Source organism: Citrobacter sp. Cu096 (assembly GCF_030332285.1).
GTDB classification, from domain to species: Bacteria; Pseudomonadota; Gammaproteobacteria; order Enterobacterales; family Enterobacteriaceae; genus Citrobacter; species Citrobacter meridianamericanus.
Window position 1 is genome coordinate 118,344 of sequence record NZ_JAOWID010000030.1, and the last position, 21,549, is coordinate 139,892.

Annotated in this window: 20 protein-coding genes; 13 read left to right on the forward strand and 7 right to left on the reverse strand. The window is 53.6% G+C overall.

The window, feature by feature from the left end; translation table 11 throughout:
* Positions 1-18: 18 nt before the first annotated feature.
* The 4 genes from OGX99_RS14875 (at position 19) to iadA (ending at position 3,547) form a co-directional block, all read left to right on the forward strand.
* Positions 19-1,083 (forward strand): AI-2E family transporter, encoded by a 1,065-nt coding sequence (locus OGX99_RS14875; RefSeq protein ID WP_151217644.1) that lies wholly within the window; start codon positions 19-21, stop codon positions 1,081-1,083.
* A 166-nt stretch (positions 1,084-1,249) separates the two neighbouring features.
* Positions 1,250-1,909: a hypothetical protein gene (locus OGX99_RS14880; protein ID WP_286544066.1), complete on the forward strand. Its 660-nt coding sequence runs from the start codon at positions 1,250-1,252 to the stop codon at positions 1,907-1,909.
* Between the two features lies 1 nt (position 1,910).
* The gene (locus OGX99_RS14885) at positions 1,911-2,372 is read left to right on the forward strand and encodes a YjiG family protein (protein WP_003037948.1); all 462 of its coding nucleotides are present in this window, start codon (positions 1,911-1,913) and stop codon (positions 2,370-2,372) included.
* 11 nt (positions 2,373-2,383) lie between these two features.
* The gene (iadA, locus tag OGX99_RS14890; RefSeq protein ID WP_286544068.1) at positions 2,384-3,547 is read left to right on the forward strand and encodes a beta-aspartyl-peptidase; all 1,164 of its coding nucleotides are present in this window, start codon (positions 2,384-2,386) and stop codon (positions 3,545-3,547) included.
* A gap of 86 nt (positions 3,548-3,633) precedes the next feature.
* Here iadA and bcp read toward each other — a convergent pair whose 3' ends face one another.
* Together bcp and OGX99_RS14900 are read right to left on the reverse strand one after the other, a co-directional pair.
* On the reverse strand, positions 3,634-4,104 hold the full coding sequence (bcp, locus tag OGX99_RS14895; RefSeq protein ID WP_151217641.1) for a thioredoxin-dependent thiol peroxidase: 471 nt from the start codon (positions 4,102-4,104) through the stop codon (positions 3,634-3,636).
* A complete protein-coding gene (locus OGX99_RS14900; RefSeq protein WP_043017165.1) occupies positions 4,104-4,676 on the reverse strand; it encodes a glycine cleavage system transcriptional repressor in 573 nt (190 codons plus the stop codon). The genes bcp and OGX99_RS14900 overlap by 1 nt, the downstream gene beginning before the upstream one ends.
* A gap of 145 nt (positions 4,677-4,821) precedes the next feature.
* On the opposite strand from OGX99_RS14900, the gene dapA reads away from it, so the two are divergent.
* The 6 genes from dapA (at position 4,822) to ypfH (ending at position 11,375) form a co-directional block, all read left to right on the forward strand.
* Complete coding sequence (gene dapA, locus OGX99_RS14905) at positions 4,822-5,700, forward strand: 4-hydroxy-tetrahydrodipicolinate synthase (protein WP_006683510.1); 879 nt, start codon at positions 4,822-4,824, stop codon at positions 5,698-5,700.
* Positions 5,701-5,716: 16 nt separating this feature from the next.
* A complete protein-coding gene (gene bamC / locus OGX99_RS14910) occupies positions 5,717-6,751 on the forward strand; it encodes an outer membrane protein assembly factor BamC (RefSeq protein ID WP_151217639.1) in 1,035 nt (344 codons plus the stop codon).
* 111 nt (positions 6,752-6,862) lie between these two features.
* Positions 6,863-7,576 carry a phosphoribosylaminoimidazolesuccinocarboxamide synthase gene (purC, locus tag OGX99_RS14915; protein WP_003835086.1) on the forward strand — a complete coding sequence of 238 codons (714 nt, stop codon included), beginning with the start codon at positions 6,863-6,865 and terminating at the stop codon, positions 7,574-7,576.
* Between the two features lie 129 nt (positions 7,577-7,705).
* A complete protein-coding gene (gene ypfJ, locus OGX99_RS14920) occupies positions 7,706-8,572 on the forward strand; it encodes a KPN_02809 family neutral zinc metallopeptidase (RefSeq protein ID WP_005121887.1) in 867 nt (288 codons plus the stop codon).
* A gap of 15 nt (positions 8,573-8,587) precedes the next feature.
* Positions 8,588-10,603 (forward strand): tRNA(Met) cytidine acetyltransferase TmcA, encoded by a 2,016-nt coding sequence (locus tag OGX99_RS14925; protein ID WP_286544072.1) that lies wholly within the window; start codon positions 8,588-8,590, stop codon positions 10,601-10,603.
* 73 nt (positions 10,604-10,676) lie between these two features.
* Entirely contained in the window at positions 10,677-11,375 is a 699-nt protein-coding gene (ypfH, locus tag OGX99_RS14930; RefSeq protein ID WP_187258616.1) for an esterase, read from the forward strand.
* Positions 11,376-11,422: 47 nt separating this feature from the next.
* On the opposite strand, the gene OGX99_RS14935 is transcribed toward ypfH, so the two are convergent.
* The 3 genes from OGX99_RS14935 to OGX99_RS14945 are packed head-to-tail and all read right to left on the reverse strand — an operon-like array spanning position 11,423 to position 13,138.
* Positions 11,423-11,623: a membrane protein gene (locus OGX99_RS14935; RefSeq protein WP_003037974.1), complete on the reverse strand. Its 201-nt coding sequence runs from the start codon at positions 11,621-11,623 to the stop codon at positions 11,423-11,425.
* A 27-nt stretch (positions 11,624-11,650) separates the two neighbouring features.
* Positions 11,651-12,778, reverse strand: coding sequence for a succinyl-diaminopimelate desuccinylase (dapE, locus tag OGX99_RS14940; protein WP_005121892.1), 1,128 nt, complete (start codon positions 12,776-12,778; stop codon positions 11,651-11,653).
* 3 nt (positions 12,779-12,781) lie between these two features.
* Positions 12,782-13,138, reverse strand: a complete 357-nt coding sequence (locus tag OGX99_RS14945) for an ArsC family reductase (RefSeq protein ID WP_286544077.1) — start codon at positions 13,136-13,138, stop codon at positions 12,782-12,784.
* A 387-nt stretch (positions 13,139-13,525) separates the two neighbouring features.
* On the opposite strand from OGX99_RS14945, the gene ypfM reads away from it, so the two are divergent.
* Positions 13,526-13,585 carry a protein YpfM gene (gene ypfM / locus OGX99_RS14950; RefSeq protein WP_001386977.1) on the forward strand — a complete coding sequence of 20 codons (60 nt, stop codon included), beginning with the start codon at positions 13,526-13,528 and terminating at the stop codon, positions 13,583-13,585.
* Between the two features lie 75 nt (positions 13,586-13,660).
* On the opposite strand, the gene acrD is transcribed toward ypfM, so the two are convergent.
* Both acrD and narQ read right to left on the reverse strand, forming a co-directional pair.
* On the reverse strand, positions 13,661-16,774 hold the full coding sequence (acrD, locus tag OGX99_RS14955) for a multidrug efflux RND transporter permease AcrD (protein WP_151217635.1): 3,114 nt from the start codon (positions 16,772-16,774) through the stop codon (positions 13,661-13,663).
* 172 nt (positions 16,775-16,946) lie between these two features.
* Positions 16,947-18,644, reverse strand: coding sequence for a nitrate/nitrite two-component system sensor histidine kinase NarQ (gene narQ, locus OGX99_RS14960; RefSeq protein ID WP_151217634.1), 1,698 nt, complete (start codon positions 18,642-18,644; stop codon positions 16,947-16,949).
* A gap of 264 nt (positions 18,645-18,908) precedes the next feature.
* On the opposite strand from narQ, the gene aegA reads away from it, so the two are divergent.
* Both aegA and nudK read left to right on the forward strand, forming a co-directional pair.
* Positions 18,909-20,888: a formate-dependent uric acid utilization protein AegA gene (aegA, locus tag OGX99_RS14965; RefSeq protein WP_151224072.1), complete on the forward strand. Its 1,980-nt coding sequence runs from the start codon at positions 18,909-18,911 to the stop codon at positions 20,886-20,888.
* Positions 20,889-20,955: 67 nt separating this feature from the next.
* The gene (gene nudK, locus OGX99_RS14970; protein WP_151217632.1) at positions 20,956-21,531 is read left to right on the forward strand and encodes a GDP-mannose pyrophosphatase NudK; all 576 of its coding nucleotides are present in this window, start codon (positions 20,956-20,958) and stop codon (positions 21,529-21,531) included.
* Positions 21,532-21,549: the final 18 nt, after the last annotated feature.

Genomic DNA, 21,549 nt, shown 5'->3' on the forward strand with positions numbered 1-21,549 from the left:
GGTTCATGGAAGGGTTTTATGCTCGAAATGTTGATGCAATGGTATCGTCGCCGCTTTAGCGACCCCGAAGCCATTGCCCTGCTGATTATTCTGGTTGCCGGTTTTGGCATCCTGTTCTTCTTTAGCGGTCTTCTGGCGCCGCTACTGGTCGCCATAGTGCTGGCGTATCTGCTTGAGTGGCCAACGGTGCGGCTGGAGCATATTGGTTGTTCACGACGTTGGGCGACATCGATTGTACTTATTCTGTTTGTCGGTATTTTGCTGCTGATGGCGTTTGTGGTGATGCCCGTTGCGTGGCAGCAGGGGATCTACCTGATCCGCGATATGCCCGGCATGCTCAATAAACTGTCTGATTTTGCCGCTACCTTGCCGCGGCGTTATCCGGCGTTGATGGATGCGGGCATTATTGATGCGATGGCGGAGAATATGCGCTCGCGAATGCTCACCATGGGCGATTCGGTGGTGAAATATTCGCTGGCTTCACTGGTCGGTTTACTAACGCTGGCGGTCTATCTGGTGCTTGTCCCGTTGATGGTGTTCTTCCTGATCAAAGATAAAGGACAAATGCTGAACGCCGTGCGCCGGGTGCTGCCGCGTAATCGCGGGCTGGCGGGGCAGGTGTGGAAAGAGATGAACCAGCAAATCACCAACTATATCCGCGGCAAGGTGTTGGAAATGGTGGTGGTCGGCGTAGCGACCTGGCTCGGCTTCCTGATGTTTGGCCTCAACTATTCGCTGCTGCTGGCGGTGCTGGTCGGATTTTCCGTGCTGATCCCGTATATCGGTGCTTTTGTGGTGACGATTCCGGTGGTCGGTGTGGCGTTGTTCCAGTTCGGGCTTGGTACCGAGTTCTGGAGCTGTTTTGCCGTGTACCTGATTATCCAGGCGCTGGACGGTAATTTGCTGGTGCCGGTGCTGTTCTCTGAAGCGGTAAATTTGCATCCGCTGGTCATTATTCTCTCAGTCGTGATATTCGGCGGCCTGTGGGGCTTTTGGGGCGTATTCTTTGCGATCCCACTGGCGACGTTAATCAAAGCGGTAATGCATGCCTGGCCGGATGGTCAGGCCGTTGACGAACCCTAATCGGCAAGTACCGGCGGCGCAACGTCGCCGGAACTGAACTTGTCTGACCTCTATCCACTCTTTCTGAATAATTTCCTCTGGTGTCGTTTTTCTCCGTGTTTGCCTTTAACTTGACCAACGTGATGTCTTTTCGTCACGCAAGGAATAAGACCAACAGGAGAACAACATGGGTCATAACACACACACGCAGCAAAAAGTGGGATGGGGCGGTTATCTCGCTTTTTTTATTACAATTGTGCTTTTTTCAGGCATGTTTGCGAAAAGTACCGAATGGTGGCGAGTCTTTGACTTCACCATCCTCAATGGCGCGTTTGGGCAGATCAATGCCGCAGGCGATACGGCAGTCTCTTTTCGCGGTGCAGGGGGAATGGGAGCAAAAGATGGCTTCTTATTCGCACTTGAGCTGGCACCTTCCGTCATTCTTTCTCTCGGCATAATCTCCGTCACTGAAGGGCTGGGCGGTTTGCGCGCGGCGCAACAGTTAATGACGCCTGTCCTGCGCCCGTTACTCGGTATTCTTGGTATTTGCTCGCTGGCGCTGATTGCGAATTTGCAAAATACCGATGCTGCGGCAGGGATGACCAAAGAGATGGCGGAAGAGGGAATTATTACTGAACAGGAACGCGCTATTTTTGCCTGCTGGCAAACCAGCGGCAGCGCGTGTATTACCAACTATTTTTCCTCGGGTGCCGCGCTGTTTACCATGGTGACCGTGCCGGTGATTACGCCGCTGGCGGTGATCCTTGTCTTCAAATTTGTGGGAGCGAATCTGCTGCGTCTGTGGATCGCGCAGCTTGAAAATCGCCGTCTGCAGCGGGAGGTCTGAGATGACAACGCAGGTACGTAAAAACGTCATGGATATGTTTATCGATGGCGCACGGCGCGGGTTTACTATTGCAACTACCAGCCTGTTACCAAACGTGGTGATGGCGTTTGTGATTATTCAGGCGTTGAAGGTGACGGGGTTGCTCGAGATTGTCGGGCGGGTGTGCGAACCGGTTATGGCGCTGTGGGGGTTACCGGGGGAATCTGCCACCGTGCTGCTGGCGGCGGTGATGAGTATGGGAGGCGGTGTCGGCGTTTGCGCCAGTCTGGTTGTCGCTGGTACGCTTTCGGGACATGATGCGACTGTATTGCTACCGGCTATCTACCTGATGGGCAATCCGGTGCAAAATGTGGGACGCTGTCTGGGGACTGCGGGGGTCCATCCTCGTTATTATCCACTGATTATTGCGGTATGCGTCATTAATGCGCTGCTCTCTATTTGGGTTATGCAGGTAATTGCCTGACAAGGAAGGTTATGAACTGTTCAATTCTTAATTTGACGTTGTTCCTGCAGGGACATGTGTACGCGCCGGAAGATTTAGGACGCCAGGATATTCTGGTCTCTGGTACTAAAATTGTTGCCATCGCGCCGTCGATTTCTCCTGAAGACTTTCCCGGTTGCAAGTGCATCCATCTTGATGGTGCTATTGTGTGCCCGGGGTTTATTGATCAGCACGTCCACCTGATTGGCGGCGGCGGGGAAGCGGGGCCGCACACGCGTACGCCGGAAGTGCGCTTGTCACGACTGGTGGAAGCTGGCGTCACTTCGGTGGTGGGATTGCTGGGTACCGATGGCATCACCCGTCACCCGGAATCGCTGCTGGCGAAAACCCGCGCGCTGGAGTTGGAAGGTATCAGCGCATGGATGCTGACCGGGGCCTATTCTCTGCCATCGCCGACCATCACCGGGAGTATCGATCGCGACGTGGCGCTGATCGATAAAGTCATTGGCGTGAAATGCGCGGTTTCTGACCATCGTTCCTCCGCCCCGGACACCTCGGCGCTGGCGAACATGGCGGCGCAGTCACGCGTTGGCGGATTGTTAGGGCGCAAGCCGGGGATCAGTGTTTTCCACATGGGTGACAGCCCGCGCATGCTGGAGCCGTTGTACGACATCCTCGAGTGCTGTGATGTTCCGATCACCAGGCTGTTGCCGACACACGTTAACCGTGCGGAACCGTTGTTCCAGGCGGCGTTGGAGTATGCCCGCCAGGGCGGATTTATCGATATTACCAGCAGCATTGATGAGCCTGTCGATCCGGCCATGGCCATTGCCACGGCGCTGCGCCAGAATGTGCCGCTGTCACGCATTACCCTGAGTTCGGACGGCAACGGTAGTCAGCCGGAATTTGATGCGTTGGGTAATCTCACCGGCATTGGTGTCGCAGGGTTTGAATCTCTGGCTGAAACGGTGCGTCAGTTAGTGAAGGTGCATGCCGTCCTGCTGGAACAGGCGCTGTGTCCGCTGACGCGTACGGTCGCAGAATTTTTGGGTCTCGAACATAAGGGGCGTCTGGCGGCGGGATGCGATGCAGACATTCTGGTGCTTAACGATGCGCTGGAGGTTAATCACCTGTGGGCGAAGGGAAAAGCCGTGGTCAGAGAGAAGAAAGCCTGCGTAAAAGGGACGTTTGAATAAACGCTTTTTCCGGCCTATGGGGGGGCGGATCCAGGCCTGATAAGACGCGTAGTGTCGCCATCAGACCTGGATCGGTAAAACGTAAATCAGGCGTTCTCTTTCAGCCAGTTCAGTACCACGTCGTGGTGATTGCTGGTTTTGAAGTCATCGAACACGTGCTCAATTTTGCCTTCGGCATCAATCAGGAAACTGATGCGATGGATGCCATCGTAGGTTTTGCCCATAAATGACTTCTCACCCCAGACGCCGAACTGCTCGCAAACCTGATGATCTTCGTCGGACAGAAGCGTGAAGTTAAGGACTTCTTTTTCCGCAAAACGGGAAAGTTTCTCCGATTTATCGGTGCTGATTCCCAGCACTTCAACGCCTGCTTTTTTTAACTCATCCATGTTATCGCGCAGGCCGCAGGCCTGGACGGTACAGCCGGGTGTCATGGCTTTCGGGTAAAAATAAACCAGAACACGCTGTCCCTGGAAGTCGGTTAAATTTACTTGTTCTCCGTCTTGATCCGGCAAGCTAAATTTCGGTGCGATATCACCGGCTTTCAGTGGGTTCATTACTTAACTCCATCCTGTTCATCATGCTGTGAGTAATTGACGACGTTAATACTGCCTTGCGCATTGAGTTCTGTACAGAGTGCTTTAAAGGCATCTTCAATATTTGCCGCATCATGTGACGCAGGACTATGTGCGGTAATTTGAATAAACAACTGCGCCGCCTTTCCGTTTTCCGCCGGTTGTGTGCGTGACACCAGTTCTGCAATATTCATTTGGTGGCTGTCGAACAGGGCGGTGAAGCGTTCAATTAAATGCGGAGAATCGGGAACATCGACCTGCACCCATACCGTGGCGGGCATTGCCGGACGGGGACGCGCGGTCGTGCGTTTCATCACAATCAGTAAATCCAGCTCTGCGCCTTTCAACGGCAAGGTTGATTCAATCAGGGTGATGGCATTCCAGGTGCCAGACAACAGCATGATAAACGTGAACTCGTCACCCAGCATGGCCAGTCGGCTGTCTTCGATATTACAGCCGCAACTGCTGACATGACGAGTGATGGTGTTCACAATTCCCGGGCGGTCGGCACCCAGCGCAGTAATGACCAGATAGTGTTGCGATGACGAAGTCAAACCTGTTCTTCCTTTGAGCGGTGAGGTAATCATAAGGAAAGCATAAAAAAAACATGCATACAACAATCAGAACGGCTCTGGTCGCTTGCTTTTATTGCCGTACCAAACGTACCATTGAGACACTTGTTTGCACAGAGGATGGCCCATGTTCACGGGAAGTATTGTCGCGCTTGTTACGCCGATGGATGAGAAAGGTAAAGTCTGCCGGTCGAGCCTGAAAAAACTGATTGATTATCATGTCGCCAGCGGCACCTCGGCGATCGTTTCGGTTGGCACCACTGGTGAGTCGGCCACCCTGAGTCATGATGAACATGGCGATGTGGTGATGATGACCCTGGAGCTGGCTGACGGGCGTATTCCGGTCATTGCCGGAACCGGCGCCAATGCGACCGCGGAAGCCATTAGTCTGACGCAGCGTTTCAACGACAGCGGAGTTGTCGGCTGCCTGACGGTGACGCCTTACTACAACCGCCCAACCCAGGAAGGTTTGTTCCAGCATTTCAAAGCCATCGCTGAACATACTGACCTGCCGCAAATTCTGTATAATGTGCCGTCCCGTACCGGCTGCGATATGCTGCCGGAAACCGTAGGTCGTCTGGCGAAAGTAAAAAATATTATCGCTATTAAAGAGGCCACGGGGAACTTAAGTCGCGTTCACCAGATCAAAGAGCTGGTTTCAGACGACTTTATTCTGCTTAGCGGTGATGACGCGACCGGACTGGATTTCATGCAGCTCGGTGGTCATGGCGTGATTTCCGTAACGTCTAACGTTGCGGCGCGCGATATGGCTGAAATGTGCAAACTGGCGGCGGCTGGTCACTTTGCTGAAGCACGGGTGATTAACCAGCGTCTGATGCCGTTACACAACAAACTATTTGTCGAACCCAATCCTATCCCCGTGAAATGGGCATGTAAGGAGTTGGGACTTGTGGCGACCGATACGCTGCGTCTGCCGATGACGCCAATCACGGACAATGCTCGTGAAATCGTCAAAGCGGCGCTTAAGCATGCCGGTTTGCTGTAAAGTTTAGGGAGATTTGATGGCTTACTCAGTACAAAAGTCGCGCCTGGCCAAGGTTGCGGGTGTTTCGCTTGTTATGTTGCTCGCGGCCTGTAGTTCTGACTCGCGTTATAAGCGCCAGGTGAGCGGTGATGAATCCTATCTGGAGGCCACACCGCTTGCTGAGCTTCATGCTCCAGCTGGAATGATTCTGCCGGTGATGTCGGGTGATTATAATATCCCGGTAACCAACGGCAGCGGTGCCGTGGGTAAGGCACTGGATATTCGTCCACCGGCTCAGCCGTTAGCGTTAGTCACCGGTGCTCGCACGCAAATCGCAGGCGATACCTCAACGTTGCTGGTTGAAAATGGTCGTGGTAACACGCTGTGGCCGCAGGTTGTGAGTGTCATTCAGTCTAAAAACTACACAATCGCCAAGCGTGATGATGCCAGCCAGACGTTAACCACCGACTGGGTCGACTGGAACCGTCTGGATGAAGACGAGCAGTACCGTGGGCGTTATCAAATCTCGGTTAAACCGCAGGGCTATCAGCAAGCGGTAACGGTGAAACTGATTAACCTTGAGCAGGCGGGCAAACCCGTTGCCGATGCGGCATCAATGCAGCGTTACAGCGCTGAGATGATGAACGTTATCTCTGCTGGTCTGGACAAGAACGCCAACGACGCCGCGAATGCTGCGCAGAACCGCTCTGCAGCCACCATGGATGTTCAGAGCGCCGCCGATGACACCGGTTTACCTATGCTGGTGGTACGCGGACCGTTCAACGTGGTGTGGCAGCGTCTGCCGGCAGCGCTTGAGAAAGTGGGGATGAAAGTGACCGACAGCACCCGTTCTCAGGGCAGCATCGCCGTGACCTACAAACCACTGTCTGATAGCAGCTGGCAGGAGCTGGGCGCAAGCGATCCGGGGTTGGTATCCGGCGACTATAAACTGCAGGTCGGTGATTTAGACAACCGTAGTAGCTTGCAGTTTATCGATCCGAAGGGGCATACCCTGACGCAAAGCCAGAACGACGCGCTGGTCGCAGTCTTCCAGGCAGCGTTCAGTAAGTAAAAATGAAGGGCTGGAGTTATCCAGCCCTTTTTTTCTGATATGATACGCAAACGTGTGCGTCGGCAGAAAAACGCAATATTTATCGTTAATTCACACCCAGGAGTAATAAAGATGCAAAAGCAAGCTGAGTTGTATCGTGGTAAAGCGAAGACCGTATACAGCACGGAAAACCCGGACCTGTTGGTGCTCGAATTCCGCAATGATACGTCAGCAGGGGATGGCGCGCGCATTGAACAGTTTGACCGTAAAGGCATGGTGAACAACAAGTTCAACCATTTCATTATGACTAAACTGCAAGAAGCGGGCATTCCTACCCAGATGGAGCGACTGCTTTCTGATACCGAATGTCTGGTGAAAAAACTGGAGATGGTACCGGTTGAATGTGTGGTACGTAACCGCGCGGCAGGCTCACTGGTTAAGCGTTTAGGCGTTGAGGAAGGTATTGAACTGAATCCACCGCTGTTTGATCTGTTCCTGAAAAACGATGCTATGCACGATCCAATGATTAACGATTCCTATTGCGAAACCTTTGGTTGGGTGAGCAAAGAGAATCTGGCACGTATGAAAGAGCTGACCTACAAAGCCAACGACGTGCTGAAAAAGATGTTTGATGATGCAGGTCTGATTCTGGTCGACTTCAAACTTGAGTTTGGTTTGTATAAAGGCGAAGTGGTCCTGGGCGATGAATTCTCACCGGACGGTAGCCGTCTGTGGGACAAAGAAACGCTGGATAAAATGGACAAAGATCGCTTCCGCCAGAGCCTTGGCGGCCTGATCGAAGCCTATGAAGCCGTCGCGCATCGTCTGGGTGTGAAGTTAGACTAATCCTCCCCTGAGCCGGCGATCGCTCTCCGGCTCATCAATCCCGCCGATTTTGATTACTGTTTCTTATGGTAATCCTGTTCCGAACCGCCTACGATCATCATCATAATGAATAAAAAAGTTGAGGTGATTATGCGCTGGCAAGGGCGTCGTGAAAGTGACAATGTGGAAGACAGACGAAACAGCTCTGGCGGCGGCCCCTCTATGGGCGGACCAGGTTTTCGTTTACCCAGTGGTAAAGGCGGTATCATCCTGCTGATTGTGGTGCTTGTCGCAGGTTATTATGGCGTGGATCTTACCGGATTAATGACCGGCCAACCTGTATCCCAACAGCAATCTTCACACTCCATCAGTCCCAATGATGATGAAGCGGCAAAATTCACCTCGGTGATTCTGGCCACCACGGAAGATACCTGGGGGCAGCAGTTTGAAAAAATGGGGCGGACCTACCAACAGCCAAAGCTGGTCATGTATCGCGGAGCGACTCGGACCGGTTGTGGCGCGGGCCAGTCCGTAATGGGGCCATTTTATTGCCCGGCGGATGGTACGGTGTATATTGACCTCTCATTCTATGACGATATGAAAAACAAGCTGGGCGCCGATGGTGATTTTGCCCAGGGCTATGTTATCGCGCATGAAGTGGGCCACCACGTACAGAAACTGCTTGGTATTGAACCGAAAGTTCGCCAGATGCAGCAGAACGCCTCACAAGCTGAGGTGAACCGTCTTTCCGTACGTATGGAATTGCAGGCGGACTGCTTTGCTGGCGTCTGGGGCCACAGCATGCAGCAGCAGGGCGTGCTGGAGTCCGGCGACCTGGAAGAGGCGCTGAACGCCGCTCAGGCCATTGGCGACGATCGCCTGCAGCAGCAAGGGCAAGGGCGCGTAGTGCCGGACAGCTTTACCCACGGTACTTCCGAACAGCGTTTTACCTGGTTTAAGCGCGGCTTTGACAGCGGCGATCCGGGACAATGTAATACGTTTGGTAAAGGCATTTAAGATACTGGGGCAGGGATGTCTGATAACACAGCGCTGAGCGCGTTAACCGAACAGATGGCTCGTGAGGGGATCCGTCGTCTGCTGATTATCAGTGGCGAGGAAAACTGGTGTCAGGGGCAGGCGTTATCGCTACGCGACATATTACCCGGCGACTGGTTGTGGGTAGGGGCGAATGCCCCTGCTGAACCAAACTGTACGCCACAGGCGCTGCAAACGTTACTGGGGCGTGAGTTTCGTCATGCTGTTTTCGACGCCGGGCAGGGATTTGACGCTGCAGCATTTGCCGCCTTAAGCGGTACGCTGATCGCCGGGAGCTGGCTGGTGTTGCTGACTCCACCGTGGCATACCTGGCACACGCATCCTGATGCGGACTCACTGCGCTGGAGCGACTGCGCAGAACCCGTCCCAACACCGCACTTTATTGAACACCTCAAAAGAGTGATTTCCCGTGACGGGCAGGCTCTGCATTGGCAGCAACATCAGCCCGCTTTGTGTCCGCACTTTCCTGCTCGTGTCGACTGGCACGCGGCAACCGGTGAACCACAGCCTGAACAGGCGATGATTTTAACGCACTTGTTGGATATGTCTTCCGGCGTGGTGGCCATCACAGCTGCGCGTGGTCGGGGTAAGTCCGCGCTGGCAGGACAGCTGATATCACGCATAAACGGGACGGCGATCGTTACCGCGCCCGCGAAAGCAGCAACAGATGTGCTGGCGCAATTTGCCGCAGAGCGTTATCACTTTATGGCACCAGATGCGCTGTTAAGCAGTACAGCACGCGCAGACTGGCTGATCGTGGATGAAGCTGCTGCGATCCCCGCGCCGCTGCTGCAGCAACTGGTGGCGCGTTTTCCCCGAACGCTGTTAACCACTACGGTACAGGGCTACGAGGGGACCGGCAGGGGCTTTTTGCTCAAATTCTGCGCCCGCTTTCCCAATCTGCGACGCTATGAGTTGCAGCAGCCCGTGCGCTGGGCGCAGGGATGCCCCCTGGAGAAAATCGTCAGCGATGCACTGGTGTTTGACGATGATAACTTCACGCATGTTCCATCGGGGGAGTTGCACTACTCGACATTTGAGCAGCAATCATGGCGTTTTCAACCGGCGCTGCCGCTGGCGGTATATCAGCTGCTTTCCGGGGCGCATTATCGTACCTCACCGCTGGACCTGCGACGCATGATGGACGCGCCGGGGCAGCATTTTCTGCAGGCTTCGGCTGCTGATTCGGTGGCGGGAGCCGTCTGGCTGGTCGATGAAGGGGGATTATCCGCAGAATTAAGCCAGGCCGTCTGGGCCGGATATCGCAGACCCAGAGGCAATCTGGTTGCGCAGTCGCTGGCGGCGCACGGTAGTGACCCCTTAGCGGCGACGCTTGTCGGGCGGCGGGTCAGTCGAATCGCGGTTCATCCTGCGCGCCAAAGAGAAGGTATTGGGCAACAGCTGATTATGCAGGCCCGGCACTATTGCACGCAGTGTGACTATCTGTCCGTCAGTTTTGGTTATACGGCTGAACTATGGGGTTTCTGGCAGCGCTGTGGTTTTGTGCTGGTGCGGATGGGGAACCATCGCGAAGCCAGCAGCGGTTGTTATACCGCCATGGCGTTGCTGCCCATCAGCGAAGCGGGCAGGCGCCTTGCCGGGCGAGAGCATCAGCGTTTGCGTCGGGATGCGGAAATCCTGGCGCAGTGGAACGATGAGCACATCCCGCTTACTCCGCTGAAAGAGACTACGCTTAATGAGGATGACTGGGATGAGCTGGCTGGGTTTGCCTTCGCGCATCGACCACTATTGACATCACTGGGCTGTCTGAGTCGTCTGCTTGAGCACAGCGAGTTACCCCTTCCGGCATTGCGCGGACGTATACAGGCTCAACGCAGCGACGGCGAATTGTGCCAACAGCTGAAGGTCTCAGGCCGTAAAGCGCTGCTGGTCGTTCAGCGCGCTGAAGCGGCACAGGCCTTAAATCAGCTGGATGCTGAGCGTGCACAGCGGCTACATAATCGCATTATGCAATGGCAATTTTTTCACTAACATCTTCAATTTCCTGGCATGGTCATTGCGGTTAAGCGGCGTAGAATGATTCTCATCAGTTAAGGAGATCGCCATGAAACATGACCATTTTGTTGTTCAAAGTCCCGATAAACCCGCTCAACAGCTATTGCTGCTGTTTCATGGCGTCGGCGATAACCCGGTTGCCATGGGCGAAATTGGCTCCTGGTTTGCGCCGCTGTTTCCGGATGCGCTAATTGTCAGTATTGGCGGGGCAGAGCCTTACGGTACGACTTCCGGACGTCAGTGGTTTTCGGTACAGGGCGTAACGGAAGATAACCGCCAGGCGCGTATTGACGCGATTATGCCGGTATTTATCGAAACTGTTCGTTACTGGCAGAAGCAAAGCGGCGTTTCACCGCAGGCTACCGCGCTGATTGGTTTTTCTCAGGGTTCGATTATGTCGCTTGAGAGCATCAAAGCCGAGCCGGGGCTGGCGTCGCGGGTCATTGCCTTCAATGGTCGCTATGCTACTTTGCCAGAGACGGCAACCACCGCGACGACGGTGCATTTGATTCACGGCGGTGAAGATCGGGTGATTGAGTTATCTCACGCCGTTGCTGCGCAAGAGGCATTAATTGCTGCGGGTGGAGATGTGACACTGGATATCGTCGAAAACCTGGGGCATGCCATTGATGAACACAGCATGCAGTTTGCACTCGATCATCTGCGTTTTACCGTACCGAAGCATTACTTTGATGAAGCGCTGAGCGGCGGTAAGCCTCATGATGATGATGTGATTGAGATGATTTAATCCGTAGGCCGGATGGCGATATGAAGTCTCCTCCGGCCTGTGTTGGTTTATTTTTTCGGTTGATCCTTGTTCGGCCAATCGTCATCGTCGTCCCATTTATCGTTAAAGTCGCGATGCGGGGGAAGCTCCGGCTTGTTGGCGAGATATTTCTTTGGATCGACGCGCTTGAGATCTTTAATCACGTTAAGCAGCACGCCTACCAGAAACACTAACACTAAAATCCACCAATATTTAGCTAGCCAGTCCATGCATTTTTCCTCTTGCGGGAGTACTCATCAGGCGACGAGTTGCTCCATGATACGTTGATACATACGGGCAAGCAGTTGCAGGTCGGCGGCATTAACACATTCATTTATTTTATGAATAGTGGCGTTGACCGGCCCAAGTTCGACTACCTGTGCCCCCATGCGGGCAATAAAGCGCCCGTCGGACGTCCCGCCTGTAGTCAGTAACTGCGGTTTAATCTCATTATAGTGCTCAATAGCGTTCACTACTGCATCCACCAGTTTACCGCGTTCGGTCAGGAACGGCTGACCGGAAAGCCACCAGTCGACGGTATAACGCAGCTGATGTTTTTCCAGCAGCGCGTGAACCCGTGCTTTAATCATTTCATCGGTCAGTTCTGTGCTGAAACGGAAGTTGAACTGAATAAACAGTTCGCCGGGGATAACGTTGTTGCTGCCGGTGCCTGCCTGAATATTGGCAATCTGCATGCTGGTCGCCGGGAAAAATTCGTTCCCCTGGTCCCACTCAATCGCCACCAGTTCGTTGAGCATTGGTGCTGCGCGGTGTACCGGGTTATCGGCCAGATGAGGGTAGGCTACGTGGCCTTGCACGCCGTGAATGGTCAGGTTGCAGGTCAGTGAACCTCGACGTCCATTCTTCACCACGTCGCCAACGATTTCCGTGCTGGACGGTTCGCCGACCAGGCAATAATCCAGTCGTTCGTTACGTGCCATTAGCGCTTCAACCACCTTCACGGTGCCGTTTTTGGCGCTGGCTTCTTCGTCTGAAGTTATCAAAAACGCCAGACGACCCTGATGGTTTGGATGCTGGGCGACAAAACGCTCTGCGGCCACGACCATTGCCGCCAGTGAGCCTTTCATATCGGCAGCGCCACGCCCGAATAACATGCCATCGCGAATGGTCGGCTCGAACGGCGGATTGATCCAGCGATCGACATCGCCGGCAGGCACTACGTCAGTATGACCGGCAAACGCCAGGGTTTCACCTGTACCGCGCCATGCCCAAAAATTCTGTGTGTCACCAAAATCCATACGCTCAACGGTAAAACCTACCGCGCGCAGACGTTCAATCATTAACGCCTGGCACCCGGCATCATCCGGGCTCAGAGAAGGACGGCGAATAAGCTGCTGTGTCAGCTCAATAACCGGGCACGACATAGATTACACCTCATTAAAAAACAGAGTATAACTGGATTCACTGAAACCAAGCAGCATAGGCTTACCCGGCGCGCAGAGCAATGGGCGTTTGATAATTGCTGGCATTTCAATCATCAACTCGGCGGCGGAAGCCGCATCGATGATTTGACTGCGAGTGGATTCATCCAGTTTACGCCAGGTCGTGCCACGGGTATTGAGCAGTGCCTCCCAACCTAACTCGCTGATAAAAGTGTGTAATAGCGCGTTGTCCAGACCATCGACGCGATAATCATGAAAGCGGTAGTCGACCTCATTTTCTTCCAGCCAGCGTCTGGCTTTTTTAATTGTGTCGCAATTCTTAATACCGTAGAGGGTGATCATTTGAATCCTTATTAACTAATTTTGAATATCTATTCTTGTGCTGATGAATGCAGATAATACATATTGTCATTCAGGCGTTATAGAAAAATATAACATTGTTGAGCAATGGTTAATAATAATTCCTGAAAGTTCCAATAATCTGTACTGAACCACAATTCAGAATTTATCTGTTTGCATCAGTCTGTTTTTCCATCAGAATTGGCAAAGTAGTAGATAGTGTATGAATATTTCAAAATATTGCATTAAGTCACATAAAATTTATGGGTATGGCGCATAGTGAATACATAACCCCAAACACGGGAGGATGTAATCACAACCATCGGTTAAATGATCTTCTTTTGATGATGATGTTTTTGTAGAATGCTCATAATAATAAGAGAGGTTGTTATGATTGAACGTGAACTGGGGAACTGGAAAGACTTTATCGAAGTGATGCTTCGTAAATAATTTTCTGGAAGAAATTCATATCCTGCAAGGGATAAAAAAAGGCGACTCAACGTAAGTCGCCTTTTTTGTGTCCGATTATTCCGGGCGCGGTTTCAACGGGAAGCGTCTGCGCACCAGTACAAAGAACAGGGGCACGAAGTAAATCGCCAGGATCGTGGCTGAAATCATCCCACCCATTACGCCAGTCCCCACCGCATGTTGGCCGCCGGAACCTGCGCCGCTGCTAATGGTCATCGGCAAGACTCCGAAGATAAACGCCAGCGACGTCATCAGAATTGGACGCAAGCGCTGGCGGCAGGCATGCAGCGTGGCGTCGAGCAGATCGTGTCCTTTCTCGTTCATCTCATTGGCGAATTCAACAATCAATATCGCATTCTTTGCCGAAAGCCCGATAACGGTGAGTAACCCGACCTGAAAGTACACATCGTTTTCCAGGCCGCGCATCCAGGTGGCGAGTAGCGCGCCAATTACCCCCAGAGGCACAACCAGCATGACGGAGAAGGGAACCGACCAGCTTTCGTACAGGGCAGCCAGACACAGGAATACCACCAACAGAGAAATAGCGTACAGGGCTGGAGCCTGAGAGCCCGACAGTCGTTCCTGATAGGACATTGCCGTCCATTCGAGGCCGAATCCGGTTGGTAACTGATGGACCAGCGATTCCATGATGTCCATCGCTGTACCGGTGCTGACGCCGGGCGCGGCTTCACCGACGATCTCGACGGCGGAGTAGCCGTTATAGCGTTCCAGACGCGGTGAACCGGTTTCCCAACGTGATGTGGCAAAGGCCGAGAAAGGCACCATGCCGCCGCTATTGTTGCGTACGTACCATAGGTTGATGTCGTCCGGGAGCATGCGATATTTTGCCGCCGCCTGCACGTAGACCTTCTTCACGCGGCCCCGGTCCATGAAGTCATTAACGTAACTGGAGCCCCAGGCTGTTTGCATTGTGTCGTTGATATCGTCAATGGAAACGCCCAACGCCTGGGCTTTGCGCTGATCGATATCAATTTGCAGCTGCGGGCTGTCGTCCAGACCGTTGTGACGAACGCGGGTCAGGGACGCGTCTTTCCCGGCCAGTTCAATCAACTTGTCGCGTGCGGCCATTAACGCGTCATGACCGGCACCAGCGTGATCCTGCAGCTCCATATCGAAACCGGCAGAGCTTCCGAGGCCGCTAATCGCCGGAGGACTGCTGGCGAAGACGCGGGCCTCTTTAATCTTATTAAAGGCTTTGGTCGCACGTTCGATAATGGCGAAAGAGGTTCCGGTGATGGCGTCGCGCTCATCCCAGTCTTTTAAACGGACAAACATACGCGCTACGTTTTGACCGTTCCCGCCCGGGCCGGAACCAACCGTGGAAAAGACCGACATAATGTTGTCTTTCTCATGGGTGAAGTAATACTTCTCTACTTCCTCAACCACTTTCAACGTTTGCTGCTGTGTGGAGCCGCTGGGCAACTGTATCGAGGTAGTAAACATGCCGCGATCTTCCAGCGGCAGGAAGGAGGTGGGCAGACGCAGGAACAGGAAGACCATGCCGCCGAGCAGCAGGCCGTAGATCAGGATCCAGCGCAGGCTACGGTGCAAAATTTTGGCGACACCTTTTTCGTAGCGCTCGGCGTTGCGATTAAACATCCGGTTAAACCAGCCAAAGAAACCCGTTTGTCCGTGATGTTCGCCCTTATGCAGTGGTTTGAGCAAGGTGGCACACAGGGCGGGGGTGAGGATCATCGCCACCAGAACGGACAGCACCATCGCGGAGACGATGGTAATCGAGAACTGGCGGTAAATAGCCCCGGTAGTACCACCAAAGAAGGCCATCGGGATGAACACCGCCGACAGTACCATAGCAATGCCGACCAGCGCGCCCTGAATTTGCCCCATCGATTTCCGCGTTGCCTGACGCGGCGTGAGTCCTTCCTCACTCATAATACGCTCGACGTTTTCCACCACCACAATGGCGTCATCGACCAGCAGGCCGATCGCCAGCACCATTGCAAACATCGTCAAGGTGTTAACGCTGTAGCCAAAGGCGTAAAGCACGGAGAAAGTGCCCATTAACACTACCGGAACGGCGATGGTCGGTATAAGCGTGGCACGGAAGTTTTGCAGGAACAGGTACATCACGAGAAATACCAGCGCAATCGCTTCCAGCAGCGTTTTCACCACGTCGATAATTGAGGCTTTAACAAAAGAGGTGGTTTCATACGCCACCTTGTATTCCAGCCCGTGCGGAAAATACTGTGACAGTTCGTCAAGGCGGTTAAGCACCAGCTCTGCCGTTGCCATTTCATTGGCCCCGGAGGCCAGTTTCACCCCCAGACCAGAAGCCGGGTTGCCGTTAAAGCGGCTGAGGTAGTCATACTTTTCTGCACCCATTTCAACTGTTGCTACGTCACCCAGTTTAACTTCAGATCCGTCCTGGTTGACACGAAGTGTAATCGCACGGAATTCATCTGGCGTTTGCAGCAGGGACTGGGCGTTGATCGTCGCATTTAGCGCCTGCTTGTCCACCGAAGGCGTGCCGCCAAGTTGTCCGACGGCAATCTGCGCATTTTGTGACTCGATAGCGTTGGTCACATCTTTGGCAGTCATCTGGAAGCTGTTTAGCTTGGCTGGGTCGAGCCAGATCCGCATGGAATATTGTGAGCCGTAGGCGTCTATATCGCCCACGCCGTTGATGCGGCTGAGCGGGTCCTGAATATTACTGGCGACGTAGTCGGCGATATCCTGCTTATCCATTGAGCCATCGGTGGAGACGAAGGCGATGGTCAGAATATTGGTGTCCCCGGTTTTTCGTACCGTGACCCCCTGATCCTGTACCGCCTGCGGCAGCTTACGCATTGCCGATTGCAACTGGTTTTGCACCTGCTGGACGGCCTCATCAGGATCGGTTCCGGCGACGAAGCTCAGCGTAACTGACGCCTGGCCTGTCCCGCTGCTTTGTGACGACATGTACATCAGATTGTCGAGGCCGGTCATGTTCTGCTCGATAACCTGGGTTACGGTATTTTCCAGCGTTTGCGCAGAGGCACCTGGATAGTTCGCGGTAATCCGCACGTTGGGGGGCGCCAGATCGGGATATTGCTCAACGGGCAGCGAAAAAATAGCCAGGGCTCCTGTCAGGCACAACAGGATAGCTAACACCCAGGCAAAAATGGGGCGATCGATGAAAAAATTCGCCATTAAAAGGGGACCTCGTGTTTCTGCGTATCGTTATAGGTATGACTTGCTTCACTTTAGCGGCAAGGTACGGGTCAAACGTGGAGAAAAAAAGAAGATAATGTAAATTATCATGCCCGTTTACGGCGTACCTTTCGTGCCAACGCCGTCAGGCCCGACGACGCTGTTCATTTTTTTACGTTAGTCCACCGTCGGATTCTGCCGAACGAAAACTGATGCTCACCAGCGTTCCCCCGCCAGAGGGTTGTGAGAAGGTCAACGTGCCGCTCAGCCTTTCTGCCCGCTCACGCATAATATTTAACCCGTAGTGTCCCGAAGGCTCGTGCGGTTCACCTATGCCGATGCCGTTATCGCGTATATAAACCGTGTGGTTGCCATCCGGCGCGGTGACACAACTGACGGCAATTTCGGTGGCGCTGGCATGCTTAATCGCGTTCAGCACCGCTTCACGGATGATCTGCAGCAGATGCACCTGCATTTGCGCGTCCAGCGCCAACGTAGGTAGTCGGCAATCGAGCGTCAGTTTAGCCGAGGTCTGATTTTGCAGCGTCTCCAGCATTTCATGTAATGCTGAGGGCAGATCGGCCTGCTGTAAGGTCAGGCGGAAGGTGGTGAGCAGTTCGCGTAACTGACGATAGGCATCGTTCAGCGCCTGAGAAAAATCGGCCATAATACTTTGCGCCGGGGCGTTATCTTCCGGGATCGAGCGCTTCAGCAACGTGAGCTGAATGCGTAAATAAGAGAGCACCTGCGCCAGCGAGTCGTGCAGCTCGCGCGCAATCGTCGCCCGCTCCTCCATTAACAACAGCTGCTGAAAATGTTTTTGCGCCTGATTGAAGTACAACCCGCGTCCCAGCATTGAGGAAACGCTGTTGAGCAGCGGGATGGAAGCATTCACGTTTGGGCTTTGCCAGTGCAGTTCACCATAAACGGTCTCCTGCATCGTGACCGGCAGGATCTGCATCGGGAGATCGGGGCTTTTCGTCCCTTCGCTGATACGCCAGTTATCGCCGACGGTCAGTTCCAGGAAATACGCGGCGTCATGCTCACGGACAATCTGTAAAATGTGGCGGAAGCAGTACACGTCAATCTGGCTGGTATTCAGCGCCTGAGAACACTGATACAGCACTTCCAGGCGACGATTAGCTTCGTGGAGATCGTGCGTTTTCTCCGCAACGGAGGCTTCCAGTGAGCGGTAAAGCTTATGTAACTCACTCGACATCTGGCTAAAGGTCTTGCCCAGCAACCCCAGTTCGTTGGGCAAACCGGTATCCAGCGACGGGATATCAAACTGACCGTGTTCAATGTGCTGGCTGGCCATCACCAGCTTATTGAGTGGGCGTACCACCTGCTGGCGAATGCGCCGCAAGGTAAAGAAGACGAGAGTGAATATGCCGATTCCGCCTGCCAGTGAAATACCGAAAACTAACATCACTTTGCGTTCGGCATAATGCTGCAGCGCCAGCACGAAGAGATCGATTTGATCGACATAGCTATTGATATTGGCCTGGTACCATTTTAAATCGCCATCGATCAGACGGGCGTTCATTTCCAGCCAGTTGGCGTGCAGATGCCCATAGCGGCTTTTTACCGCTTGCGGAACATACCATGCGTTCAGATTTTGTAATGCGGGTGAGTTTAACGCCTGCTGGAAAAGCTGGCGGTGAGCGTTGAGCTGCGGGCTTTGGCTTTGCAGATCGTAACCCAGACGGTAACTTTGCATGCGCAATGAGCCCGCAACGTTGATGGCTTCAGCATCCCGTAAGCTGCTGGTCAGCGTGAGCAGCGCAATACCCGTTGAGAGAATCGACAGCAACACGATGTAGAAAAAAGCTTTAGCCAGACTGGCCGAGACCGGACGCTTTACCGTCACTTGTGCATCCCCACACAATACACGTCGCGCCTTAAAACAGCCTGAACGATGCGGTGTATTTGATAAATGTTAATAAAAACGCCATGAAACTGAATAGTAACTGAAACACAATTTCATATGCGATGAAATAAATTGATCTGCCACAGGTTCTGGATAAATAGTTGCGCTTCCTGGGCAAATGAACATTGCCGCTTCCTTCCGTGTCGGTTAATAACAACACTCATATAAAGAATAAGGTTTTTGCAACCAAAAAAGAAGGAAGCCATGAATCGTTTTGTTATGGTCAATAGCCAGCAGTGCCTGGGATGCCATGCCTGTGAGGTCGCCTGCGTCATGGCTCACAACGGCGAGCAGCATGTCCTGAGCCAACGGCATTTTCAGCCCCGAATTACCGTCATCAAGCATCAGAAGCAGCGCAGTGCGGTAACCTGCCATCACTGTGAAGATGCGCCCTGCGCCCGAAGTTGCCCGAACGGGGCAATCAGCCATGAAAATGACAGCGTCCAGGTTAACCCGCAAAAGTGTATTGGCTGTAAATCGTGCGTTGTGGCCTGTCCTTTCGGCACCATGCAGATCGTACTCACGCCCGTCGCTAAAGGAAAGGTCAAAGCGACCGCGCACAAATGCGATTTGTGTCAGGAGCGTGAACAGGGACCCGCCTGCGTAGAAAACTGTCCGGCGCAGGCGTTACAGCTGGTGACGGAGAATTCGCTGACCGGTCTGTCAAAAGCGCGCAGGTTGCGTACCGCCAGTCTGGAAAGCCAGCCCTGGCATGCCAGCGCTACCGATTTTGTTCCACATGTCATTACCAAACGTGAGCAAATGCAGGCTACGCCTGCGCGTGGCGAACCGGATAAACTACCGATTGAAGCGCGTAAAACAAGTTTTGAAGAGATCTATCTGCCGTTTCGCACAGTACAGGCGGAGCGGGAAGCGTCCCGCTGCCTGAAGTGCGGCGACCACAGTATTTGCGAATGGACTTGTCCGTTGCATAACCATATTCCGCAGTGGATTGAGCTGGTCAAAGCCGGGAACATCGACGCGGCGGTTGAACTTTCTCACCAGACCAACTGCTTACCGGAAGTGACAGGGCGCGTGTGCCCGCAGGATCGGCTCTGTGAAGGCGCCTGTACCGTACGTAACGAGCATGGCGCGGTGACTATCGGTAATATTGAGCGTTACATCTCCGATCGGGCGTTGAGCAAAGGATGGCGACCAGACATAAGCCACGTGCAGAAAGTGGACAAGCGTGTTGCCATCATCGGTGCGGGCCCTGCGGGGCTGGCCTGCGCAGATGTGTTGGCGCGCAGCGGTATCAACACCACCGTGTACGATCGCCACCCTGAAATCGGCGGTTTGCTGACGTTCGGTATTCCGGCCTTCAAACTGGACAAATCGCTGCTGACGCGCCGCCGCGAAATCTTCAGCGCCATGGGTATTCATTTCGAACTGAATTGTGAGGTCGGCAAGGACGTTACGCTGGCCACGTTACTCGAGGATTACGATGCCGTGTTTGTGGGGGTCGGGACTTATCGCTCGATGAAGGCGGATCTGCCGAATGAAGACGCGCCTGGCGTGTATGACGCACTGCCATTCCTGATTGCCAACACCAAACAGGTGATGGGGCTGGATGAGTTGCCTGAAGAGCCGTTTATCGACACCGCCGGGTTGAACGTGGTTGTTCTCGGCGGAGGCGATACGGCCATGGACTGTGTACGTACCGCGCTGCGCCACGGTGCAAGCCAGGTGACCTGCGCCTATCGTCGTGATGAAGCCAACATGCCGGGTTCGAAAAAAGAGGTGAAGAATGCCCGGGAAGAGGGGGCATTCTTTGAATTTAACGTCCAGCCGGTGGAGCTGGTATTGCATGCCGACGGTCGCGTCAGCGGCGTGCGTTTCTTACGTACCCAGCTTGGCGAGCCTGATGCACAGGGGCGGCGTCGCCCGGTCCCCATCGCCGGGAGTGAATTTGTTATGCCCGCAGATGCGGTGATTATGGCGTTTGGTTTTCATCCGCACGGTATGCCGTGGCTTGAGAAGCATGGTGTTAAGGTCGATAGCTGGGGGCGCATTGCCGCCGATGTTGAAAGCGCATACCGTTATCAAACCAGTAACCCGAAAATCTTTGCCGGTGGCGATGCGGTTCGCGGTGCGGATCTGGTGGTGACGGCGATGGCGGAAGGGCGACATGCTGCACAGGGGATCGTTGACTGGCTGGGCGTAAAATCAGCCAAATCTCACTAGCCTGAGCTCAAGACAAACCCGGTTTCACGGCGTAGTATTATTTCTCACTTTTCGTCGTGGAGCCGGTATGTCGCAAAAAATCACCCTCATCAAAGACAAAGTCCTTTCCGATAACTACTTCATCCTGCGCAACATCACCTATGATCTGACCCGTAGCAACGGTGAGGTGATTCGTCATAAACGCGAGGTTTACGATCGCGGCAACGGTGCCACTATCCTGCTGTATAACCCGGAGAAGAAAACGGTGGTGTTAATTCGCCAGTTTCGCGTTGCTACCTGGGTCAATGGTAACGAAGATGGTCACCTGATTGAAGCCTGCGCCGGGCTTCTGGATAACGACGAACCGGAGGCGTGCATTCGCAAAGAGGCCATTGAAGAGACCGGTTTTGAAGTAGGTGAAGTGCGTAAGCTGTTCGAACTGTACATGTCGCCGGGGGGCGTGACGGAGATAATCCACTTTTTCATCGCCCAATACAGCGACAACCAGCGGGCAAACGCGGGCGGCGGTGTGGAGGATGAAGATATCGAGGTTCTGGAGCTGCCGTTTACACAGGCGCTGGAAATGATTAAAACGGGTGAGATCCGTGACGGTAAAACGGTGCTATTACTGAATTATTTGCAGTCGTCGCATCTCATGGACTAATACCGGTATTTATATTTC

Coding starts and splice junctions, on each gene's coding strand:
- bcp (WP_151217641.1), bottom strand. CDS start 4,104: ATGAACCCACTGAAAGCCGGTGATATCGCACCGAAATTTAGCTTGCCG.
- acrD (WP_151217635.1), bottom strand. CDS start 16,774: ATGGCGAATTTTTTCATCGATCGCCCCATTTTTGCCTGGGTGTTAGCT.
- OGX99_RS14945 (WP_286544077.1), bottom strand. CDS start 13,138: ATGATCACCCTCTACGGTATTAAGAATTGCGACACAATTAAAAAAGCC.
- purC (WP_003835086.1), top strand. CDS start 6,863: ATGCAAAAGCAAGCTGAGTTGTATCGTGGTAAAGCGAAGACCGTATAC.
- nudK (WP_151217632.1), top strand. CDS start 20,956: ATGTCGCAAAAAATCACCCTCATCAAAGACAAAGTCCTTTCCGATAAC.
- OGX99_RS14925 (WP_286544072.1), top strand. CDS start 8,588: ATGTCTGATAACACAGCGCTGAGCGCGTTAACCGAACAGATGGCTCGT.
- bamC (WP_151217639.1), top strand. CDS start 5,717: ATGGCTTACTCAGTACAAAAGTCGCGCCTGGCCAAGGTTGCGGGTGTT.
- OGX99_RS14935 (WP_003037974.1), bottom strand. CDS start 11,623: ATGGACTGGCTAGCTAAATATTGGTGGATTTTAGTGTTAGTGTTTCTG.
- aegA (WP_151224072.1), top strand. CDS start 18,909: ATGAATCGTTTTGTTATGGTCAATAGCCAGCAGTGCCTGGGATGCCAT.
- ypfJ (WP_005121887.1), top strand. CDS start 7,706: ATGCGCTGGCAAGGGCGTCGTGAAAGTGACAATGTGGAAGACAGACGA.
- OGX99_RS14885 (WP_003037948.1), top strand. CDS start 1,911: ATGACAACGCAGGTACGTAAAAACGTCATGGATATGTTTATCGATGGC.
- dapE (WP_005121892.1), bottom strand. CDS start 12,778: ATGTCGTGCCCGGTTATTGAGCTGACACAGCAGCTTATTCGCCGTCCT.
- OGX99_RS14880 (WP_286544066.1), top strand. CDS start 1,250: ATGGGTCATAACACACACACGCAGCAAAAAGTGGGATGGGGCGGTTAT.
- ypfH (WP_187258616.1), top strand. CDS start 10,677: ATGAAACATGACCATTTTGTTGTTCAAAGTCCCGATAAACCCGCTCAA.
- OGX99_RS14875 (WP_151217644.1), top strand. CDS start 19: ATGCTCGAAATGTTGATGCAATGGTATCGTCGCCGCTTTAGCGACCCC.
- iadA (WP_286544068.1), top strand. CDS start 2,384: ATGAACTGTTCAATTCTTAATTTGACGTTGTTCCTGCAGGGACATGTG.
- dapA (WP_006683510.1), top strand. CDS start 4,822: ATGTTCACGGGAAGTATTGTCGCGCTTGTTACGCCGATGGATGAGAAA.